Consider the following 2,250-nt stretch of genomic DNA (forward strand, 5'->3'; position numbering starts at 1 on the left):
GGCCCGATAACAGAAAACTCAATTTCAGATGTAGAGACCTGCCTGTTTCCGAACCAGTTTTCCGCTCGTATAATAGCGCACTCTTCGGAATACTCATCGAATTGGATAATAATAAATCCACGCAAAAGTTTGTTCTGTATTTCTTTAATGTCGTTAGTGATCGTAACACTCTCAATTGGAATAATATCTTTCAAATCTTCAAGCTTCTTGAAATCAGCATGATGGATTAAATATGGAAGGCAATCACGGTGGAACGTGTTGCAGTCGATCAGCGCTTTATAATAAGAAATCCATACTTTGTGATGGACTGTTTTTTGGACATAATGAATAAAGTCAGCAGAATCCTTGGAGCTATCCACTAATTCTCTTATGTTGCCTAATGTATTGTTCGATAAATCTGTCGTTTGTGCTTGTTCTTTTTTCTTAAAAATTTTCAGCATCATGCCACCTGCCCTCTTCGTTCATACTTAATATGCAGTGGGCGGCTGCTGAATATACCTTTATAAGACATGTGAAGCTGCTGGTAACAAGACAGCATAAAATAATGCCGCCAGCATCTGGCGGCATTGCAAGATATTATTTAGGATTCTGATAAGCAGACTATAAGAGGACGGTAAGGGCATCTTCTGTGATCAATGTCCCAACATCTTCACCCTGACAGATTTTCAGAAAAGACCCTTTATCGTCGAAATTGAAAAGATGTGCTTTTAAGCCGTGATCACGCGCAAGTATGAGCGCCGATTGATCCATCACTTTCAAATTGCTGCGAATGGCTTCATCGTATCCAATCGACACATATTTCCTCGCTTGTTTCATCAGTTTCGGATCCGCGTTATAGACACCGTCTACTCCATGTTTGGCAATTAATATTGCATCGCATTCCATCTCTAAAGCGCGCTGCACAGCTGGATAATCGGTCGTCACATACGGCTGTCCGTTCCCGCCGGCAAAAATGACAATATAGCCTTTATTCAAATGATGTGCCGCTCTGAGCCTGATATACGGCTCACCTACAGAAGGAATCGGAACTGACGTCATCACTCTTGTTTCTTTGTCACCTTTGCTGTTTAGCACGCCTCTAAGCATTAGACTGTTTATAACAGTACCGAGCGTACCTATTTGATCAGCCTCTACCCTCTCAATCCCCCAGTAAGATGCAAGCCCGCCGCGGAAAATGTTGCCCCCGCCGACTACTATCGCTACCTCAACACCAAGAGTCGCAACTGAAAGCACCTCATCAGCAATATGATTCAGCTTTTCCTGGTCAAAGCCAGAACCTGTTGCGTCCGCTATAGCTCCACCGCTCAGCTTGATCAGCACCCTTTTATATCTCATTATTCCGCCTCCATTCTCTATCTACAAAATCTTTACAGAAAAAAAAGAACTAGAGCCTGAACAATAGGCTTTAGTTCTTTTTACGGGCAGGTATATTAAATTTAGTCATCAGAAATTGGAACGAATTCATCTTCCTGCCCCCTCACCGTTTTTACCATTATATGACACAGGGTGCGGAATGTTCAATCTTTCAATATACACTTTTATTCTGGCTGTGAACCTCGACGATGATTTCATTCAGCTTTTCACTGCCGCATATAACACAATCGGTTACTTCCATCACATTTACGAAGTTTAGGCAATCCTGGCAATATTTCATGTTTCTTTCCCCTTTCTTTCTATGCCGTTTTTACCCCATTTCTCAAGTGTAAAAACGTCATAAATTTAATGTATGAGGAAAAAAAACATTTAGAACTAGGATACAGAGACTGTTTTTTGCGGATTTCTCCTTTGAGCGCCGGACGAATTGGCTATGACGGCTTGAGACTTTTTCTTAGTGAAAAATAGATTTAATAAGATAGCCAGCAGGCTTCCTGCAACAATACCGTTATCTGTCAGGATTTGAACGCTTTGCGGAAGTTTACTGAACAGCTCTGGTTCTACTGTCACCCCAAGTCCGAGGCCGACAGAACATGCTATAATCAGCAGATTTTCCTGTTTGCTGAAATCGACCGTACTAAGCATTTTAATGCCAGATGCAATCACCATGCCAAACATCGCCATCATCGCACCGCCCATAACCGGAGCTGGTATCAATGTAGTCAGGGTCGCCACTTTTGGAATCAAGCCTAGAAAAACGAGCAGCGCTCCTGCGGCAACAATAACCTGCTTAGACTTTACTCCAGAAAGCTGGATAAGACCGACATTTTGGGAATAAGTCGTGTACGGAAAAGCGTTGAATATACCGCCGAGCAT

General features: G+C 42.4%; 4 protein-coding genes. All 4 read right to left on the reverse strand.

Going from position 1 to position 2,250, the window contains the following annotated elements:
• The coding region (locus CGZ90_RS18685; protein ID WP_165766913.1) for a spore germination protein at positions 1-443 on the reverse strand (443 nt) is incomplete at its 3' end.
• 157 nt (positions 444-600) lie between these two features.
• Positions 601-1,338 (reverse strand): UMP kinase, encoded by a 738-nt coding sequence (gene pyrH / locus CGZ90_RS18690; protein ID WP_133063616.1) that lies wholly within the window; start codon positions 1,336-1,338, stop codon positions 601-603.
• A 187-nt stretch (positions 1,339-1,525) separates the two neighbouring features.
• Complete coding sequence (locus tag CGZ90_RS21245) at positions 1,526-1,654, reverse strand: hypothetical protein (protein ID WP_276206777.1); 129 nt, start codon at positions 1,652-1,654, stop codon at positions 1,526-1,528.
• Between the two features lie 95 nt (positions 1,655-1,749).
• On the reverse strand, positions 1,750-2,250 hold a 501-nt coding region (locus CGZ90_RS18695; RefSeq protein ID WP_276206778.1), incomplete at its 5' end, for a solute carrier family 23 protein.

It is taken from the genome of Fictibacillus aquaticus (assembly GCF_002245695.1).
In the GTDB taxonomy this organism is placed as follows: domain Bacteria; phylum Bacillota; class Bacilli; order Bacillales; family Fictibacillaceae; genus Fictibacillus; species Fictibacillus aquaticus.